Origin of the sequence: Terasakiella pusilla DSM 6293 (assembly GCF_000688235.1) — a bacterium.
Classification (GTDB): Bacteria; Pseudomonadota; Alphaproteobacteria; order Rhodospirillales; family Terasakiellaceae; genus Terasakiella; species Terasakiella pusilla.
In genome coordinates this window covers 1-5,654 of the sequence record NZ_JHYO01000056.1, presented here as the reverse complement: position 1 = coordinate 5,654, position 5,654 = coordinate 1, and the positions used below count along the sequence as shown (strand labels likewise).

The window sequence follows — 5,654 nt, the reverse complement described above, 5'->3', positions numbered from 1 at the left end:
CGATACTGTTTGCGACGAGTATTTCAAATTGATGAGATACTCACCCTCATGCTCAAACCACCATGGGCGGAGCGGGACCTCTATGTGGGTTTCTTGTTTTACTTGTTACCTCATGAGTAACGTGTTACGTTACACGTAACGCACAAAGGACATGGAATGCCGATTACAAAGATAAAGCACAAAGGTCTGAAAGAATTATTTCAAACGGGCAAGACCTCAAAAATCAACAAACGCTACCATGCAAATTGTATCTACATCATGGACTTTCTGGATAATGTTACCGATCTGGCCCAATGCATTGGTATCCAGAACTTCCACGAATTAAAGGGGATGCGGAAAGGTGAATATTCCATGCACGCATCGGGGAACTGGTGCATTACCTTTGAGTGGGAAGACCCGGATGTATTGATTTTGAATTTTGAAGATTACCATTAATGGAGATGATGATGGCACAAATTGAAAGAATGAGACCACCCAGCCATCCCGGCGAAGCCTTGAAGGCTATGGTCATTGATCCGCGAAATATTCAGGTTTCAGAACTGGCTGATGCCATTGAAATGAGCCGTAAAACCGTATCACAGATATTAAATGGTAAGGCTCGTATGACGCCGACAACAGCCAGCAAGATTGCCCGTGCATTGAATATTTCACCTACTCCTTGGGTCAATATGCAAACTGCATTAGATGTTTACGAAGCAGAACAGGAACTACGGCAGTGGAAACCGGGGAAGGTATGGCCGGAAGAAAACACGACAGCTTAAAGGTTTCCAAAATGCCGAAATTGTCTCAATATGAGACAATTCTTAGCAATAAAATTACAAAAAACGAAAAAGACATACTTCACAGTTTTGCATATTTTCGTGAAGTATGCTTTTCAAAAATTGATATAGAAAACGGGATTTTTAACGACCAGTTTTTTATATCAAACTTCCGGCAAAACACTTTCCCCGCCAATGGTCACTTCCGGCTCAATCAAGTTCAGTTGTCCGTCTTTATGAGTGACATCAAGCAATGTCGGCTCCAACACTATCCGCATCGATTCAGCTTCACTGGTCGCAAACACAGCAATGTCGATGGTAAATGCGATCAACTGGCCGCAATCGCCAGTGCCTTTCATTTGAATATTTCGTAAATTCGCAGTTGTCGCATTCAGGATCGGGAATGCCACTGTGATATCATTCATATTGAACGGCGATAATCTGCTCATGGCTTTTGCCCGGACTGTGATCGTCCAGCAAAACAACCGTTGTTCGGGCTTCGGTTCATATTCATTGTCAAAGTCTTGCAAACGCATGACCAGTCTCCTCGTTGGTGCTTGTTCCTTCTATTTATTCACCAACTTCAACGGTGTTGTTCGACATTGATAAATAGATTCAGGATCAAATGATTGGAGAATTGCCAATGCTGATAAAATCAGATCACCTGCCCTTATTTGAACAGGCGTTCGAGTTCCTACGAGCGAATTGCTATTTGAACGACGCAGCCGATTTTTCTCGTGACGCCATGGGCCGCTCACGCACCTATTTGTCGATGCTTCGATATAACGGACATGAGCCTTCTCCACAGGCATATGACAACCTTCTGGGCTATTTGCAGACCTGTCTGACAGAAACATCCGATGCCGATCTGTCCGGTTGTTTGGAAACTTTAATCGCCAAAGCTCAGAAGGTGCTGTCATGACCAAAATTACGATTGTGCCAATTACGATTAACGGCAACTTCCCCATGGGATACAGTCCGGGCCTGTGGCTCTACGATAAAGTTCAATTGGACGAATACCCGGTGCTGGTCAAAAACTTCGATATTGAAATGCAAAACGATATTTGCTTCGCAAAAATCACCGGGAAAATCATTCTTTCTGATGAACTTGATGAAGCTCGTATTGAGGTTGTTGAATCATTAGACCGAGCGACTTCAACGCTAAACGGCGTGGTCGCAGACATATGGGGCGTTAAGACCCGCGTTGACAGAGATAACATAATCACCATCAACTTGGATGAGCTTCAAAAATGTCTGTTGGGTCACAAAAAAATTGACAGACCTGATTACTTCGAAAAGTGCGATTCACTCAAGTAAATCAATGAAATGACAGCTTTGCATATGCTGCCATATCATGGTGTCAATGAATCGAAAAAGCCCCCTAACAACAAGGAATTCAACAATGACCAATCCCTCATGGCATGTTGCCATAAATACGCCCTATGAACGTTTAACCGATGATTTGACAGCATCTACAGCATACGGAATGGAAGCGATCTTTTCCGGCTATGCCGGTCCCCGATTTTCGCTTATTGGGCAAATACCTGAAAGCATTTTTGAATGGTGGCAAGCTATGCTGAACCATGACCCCGATGCAATTGTAATAACCTTTTCAAATGAAGCCGAGGCACAAGAATTTGCCTCAGTGTCAGGTGGTCAATTGATGGGGTAATCCAAACTAAGCTCCTTGTTGGATAAATAAGTATATCGCTGCTTGGCGGCAATGCGATTGCGGGAACGATGATTACACACATCACACACACAGAATTCATCATTGTTCCTGATGAAAGCCTCGAACCCCGGTAGACCGCCAAGCCTGCCGGGGTTCATTTTTGATAACAAAAAGAACGTATCAGGAACTATAATTATGCTCTATAAAGTAAATGCCTTGGCTGGAAGTGGTAAAACCTATACAGCCGCAAGATGGGCGGTTAAATTTGCCGGACGTGCCGGTTGTAAAATCGCCATCGTTCAACCGTCTAAAATTCTCATCAACCAGACCTATAATGATATTCTTGAGTATCGCATGGAGAGCAAAATCAATTGCCGTGTGAAGTATTTCTACGGTGATGAAACCCGGTGTTTAGATCGGGGTTCGGTCAAGCAGCAGATCATGGCACATCTCCGTGAAACCGATGATGGTGGTGAAATCATCCTGATGACGCAGGCTGCGTTTTTGTCGTTGCCATATTGGCACCGCAAAGAAGATTGGATCGTCATCATTGATGAAATTCCTGCCGTAGATAAAGTTTGGGATTTCAAACTACCCAAAACGCACCGGTTATTAACCGACCATATCGATGTTGAAGATTTTGATCCTATTCATTATCGGGTGATACCACGATCCAATGTCCGATTATCTGAATATCAATCCAACCCGGACAATGATGATGTCATCGGAATGTTTTCGGAATTGTCAGCTTGTATCCTTAATGAGCATTGGAGCGTTTATTGCCGAAAGGAGCAATGGCACCGTCACCACGAATGCCAGACTGAGCATGGTCGCCACACGCTCTCCTTCTTTGTCATGTTGGAACCAAGTGTTTTCGACGGATACCGGGATGTCATTATTATGGGAGCCATGTTTGATGAATCACTGCTCAATCTTTACTGGGTCAGCAAAGGTCTGGAAATCAAAGAGCATGAGGCCATTTCATCCGGGGCCAGATATTCTTCACATGACAATGGTGCATTAGTCACTTTCAAATATTTGCTGGATGAAGATTGGTCAAAGCGGACGCGTGATACCGAGATTGATGGCAAGCCCCTGCTTGATTGGTGTGTTGAGCAAATTCAAAATGAACTCCATGGTCAGAACTTCGTATGGGTTGGCAACAACGATGTCGGCGACGATTTATTTGGTCGCCACAATGAACGCCTGCCCGGCATCAGCAATGGCATGAACAAATATCAGCATGTCGATAATGTGGTCTTTCTGTCGGCATTAAATCGCACACCCGGTCATTATGCGTTTCTAAAAAGCCAAGGTCTTGATCCCGATTATGTGAAATGGGCCACGGGCTGCCAATCGGCATATCAAAGCATTATGCGTGGAAGTATTCGTAACCCGGATAACACCAATCCCAAAGTCTGTATTGTGCCGGACCAACGAACTGCTGAATACTTGGCCCGTTATTTTTCAGGATGCCAGATCGGAAATCTTGGTGGTCAGATCAAAAAGACCAAAAAGAAACCCGGTAGAAAACCAAAAACCGGCATGTCATTTACCGGAGCAGAGCGTCAGGTCCGTTTACGGGCTGAAAAAACACGTCAATTGCTCAAAAAACAAATGGAATTGGTCAACCATGAAAGTTGTAACGAAAATACTATAGATAAGGCAATTGCGTTACACAAATCAGACCCGGCAGATGGGTCCGACCTGCTTAAGCAGATCAAACGGAATTACAAGAAATTCACTATTCAGATGTTTGACAGTATCTATTCGTCCAAGCCGGATTACCGTCTACGGTTGACTAACACCGAATTGGTCCAGCAACTCCGTGATGCCCATGCCATTCAGGGGCGGCAATTGAAAAACTCGAATTTTTTGATTTCTGCTGCCGTATTTGATGCCGATTTATCCGAAGATACCAATCGTGGTCTCGCCAATATTCAATACTGCAATGGGGTCTGGTTTGATAATGATGGCGGCGACCTTAGCCCGGAAGATTTTCACAAGTGCTTTCCTGATTTACACATGATCACAATGAATACTTTTAGCGGTGATGACCGCTGGCGAGCATTCTTTCCGACCAAATCCATTATGACTGTGGAAGTTCACCAAATCATCGTGAAATCGATTATCAGGTTTTTGAACGACAAAGGCTACCATGACGATAAAACAGCCGATAAATTGACGAAGCTCAACAAGATCGTTAAACGCCATGGCTTTGATGTGAGCAAATTTACAGCATCCAGTCTGTTTTATGCACCCATGCCAACGGCAGATGGTGAAGGTTTCTTCAATGAATATCAGGGCATCGAAATTGATCCGATAAAATGGGTCAAACAGGCCATTATCCATGAGCAGAACGAGAACGCCATCGCTCCCTTGGAATTTGAATGCGATGCCGCCGTCAACGATAATGAAAACAAAATTGAGTATCGCGAATGGGATGGGACCCTTGAGAACTGTTATTTCAAGCCGACCAAGAAGATCGCGGAATATCAATCACATGCTGAACATAGTGATGCTCGCTACACCGGAATATTCGGCTTGGCAATGTCCTTTATCTCGCGGGGAAAGTTGGCGGGATATCCGCTTGATGAATGGCAATTGACAAACTTCATCGCAGAAATCGATGGCGGTTACCACGACAGTCAGGACCGCAAACGAATTCCAACAGCGGTGAAAAACGCATTGCGTAAAGCTGGTTAATCCTCATGCAAAACTGCAAGAAATATTCATTAATTCCTTTCTGTTCATGTTTTGGATTCGTTTTGAATTTTGCTTCACAATCGTGGTTACAGTGTCAATTTCACCAATGTTGAACAAAAAAATGGAATGACGTTAAAACCGTTATCTGGACTCAAAAATTGGACATCAAAAGAGCATTTGACGCAGATGCAAAATGCAAATGAATTGACTTATTTGATTCAAATTATAGCATTTTATGTAATAACAAGGATGCTTTCATGATTGATTTACAGTTCAGCGACATTTCCAAACCAGCGGCTAACATCCCCCGGAAAGACCCGTTGGATGTGTTCAGAAATGCCCTGCAACAGCAGATTGACGCCTGTCGTGATGCCCAAGCAGGAAAGACCTATACCGTCAAACGCCGCCGCTACGTTGGCGGTAAAGAAACCCACATAGAGGTCCCGCTCCGCCCATGGTGGTTTGAGCATGAGGGTGAGTATCTCATCAATTTGAAATACTCGTCGCAAACAGTATCG

At 44.0% G+C, this 5,654-nt stretch carries 8 protein-coding genes; 7 read left to right on the top strand and 1 reads right to left on the bottom strand.

The window, feature by feature from the left end; genetic code table 11:
- Nucleotides 1-156 precede the first annotated feature (156 nt).
- Both Q397_RS0119730 and Q397_RS0119725 read left to right on the top strand, forming a co-directional pair.
- Nucleotides 157-435 (top strand): type II toxin-antitoxin system RelE/ParE family toxin, encoded by a 279-nt coding sequence (locus Q397_RS0119730; RefSeq protein ID WP_028880861.1) that lies wholly within the window; start codon nt 157-159, stop codon nt 433-435.
- Nucleotides 435-761, top strand: a complete 327-nt coding sequence (locus Q397_RS0119725) for a HigA family addiction module antitoxin (RefSeq protein ID WP_051610392.1) — start codon at nt 435-437, stop codon at nt 759-761. Before Q397_RS0119730 ends, Q397_RS0119725 begins: the two co-directional genes overlap by 1 nt.
- A gap of 161 nt (nt 762-922) precedes the next feature.
- On the opposite strand, the gene Q397_RS0119720 is transcribed toward Q397_RS0119725, so the two are convergent.
- Nucleotides 923-1,294 carry a hypothetical protein gene (locus tag Q397_RS0119720; RefSeq protein WP_028880859.1) on the bottom strand — a complete coding sequence of 124 codons (372 nt, stop codon included), beginning with the start codon at nt 1,292-1,294 and terminating at the stop codon, nt 923-925.
- Between the two features lie 107 nt (nt 1,295-1,401).
- Between Q397_RS0119720 and Q397_RS0119715 the strand changes: the two genes are divergently transcribed.
- From Q397_RS0119715 to Q397_RS25315, 5 genes are all read left to right on the top strand, one after another.
- The gene (locus tag Q397_RS0119715; RefSeq protein ID WP_038015004.1) at nt 1,402-1,680 is read left to right on the top strand and encodes a DUF6626 family protein; all 279 of its coding nucleotides are present in this window, start codon (nt 1,402-1,404) and stop codon (nt 1,678-1,680) included.
- Entirely contained in the window at nt 1,677-2,075 is a 399-nt protein-coding gene (locus Q397_RS0119710; protein WP_028880857.1) for a hypothetical protein, read from the top strand. Before Q397_RS0119715 ends, Q397_RS0119710 begins: the two co-directional genes overlap by 4 nt.
- Before the next feature lie 85 nt (nt 2,076-2,160).
- The gene (locus Q397_RS0119705; protein WP_028880856.1) at nt 2,161-2,430 is read left to right on the top strand and encodes a hypothetical protein; all 270 of its coding nucleotides are present in this window, start codon (nt 2,161-2,163) and stop codon (nt 2,428-2,430) included.
- A gap of 195 nt (nt 2,431-2,625) precedes the next feature.
- Nucleotides 2,626-5,136, top strand: a complete 2,511-nt coding sequence (locus Q397_RS0119700) for a DEAD/DEAH box helicase (protein WP_028880855.1) — start codon at nt 2,626-2,628, stop codon at nt 5,134-5,136.
- 257 nt (nt 5,137-5,393) lie between these two features.
- Nucleotides 5,394-5,654, top strand: a 261-nt coding sequence (locus tag Q397_RS25315) for a hypothetical protein (protein ID WP_038015000.1), incomplete at its 3' end; no start/stop codon positions are given.

Excerpts from the sequence above, each read along its gene's own strand:
- Q397_RS0119730 (WP_028880861.1), top strand. The coding sequence starts at position 157 with ATGCCGATTACAAAGATAAAGCACAAAGGTCTGAAAGAATTATTTCAA.
- Q397_RS0119725 (WP_051610392.1), top strand. The coding sequence starts at position 435 with ATGGAGATGATGATGGCACAAATTGAAAGAATGAGACCACCCAGCCAT.
- Q397_RS0119720 (WP_028880859.1), bottom strand. The coding sequence starts at position 1,294 with ATGCGTTTGCAAGACTTTGACAATGAATATGAACCGAAGCCCGAACAA.
- Q397_RS0119715 (WP_038015004.1), top strand. The coding sequence starts at position 1,402 with ATGCTGATAAAATCAGATCACCTGCCCTTATTTGAACAGGCGTTCGAG.
- Q397_RS0119710 (WP_028880857.1), top strand. The coding sequence starts at position 1,677 with ATGACCAAAATTACGATTGTGCCAATTACGATTAACGGCAACTTCCCC.
- Q397_RS0119705 (WP_028880856.1), top strand. The coding sequence starts at position 2,161 with ATGACCAATCCCTCATGGCATGTTGCCATAAATACGCCCTATGAACGT.
- Q397_RS0119700 (WP_028880855.1), top strand. The coding sequence starts at position 2,626 with ATGCTCTATAAAGTAAATGCCTTGGCTGGAAGTGGTAAAACCTATACA.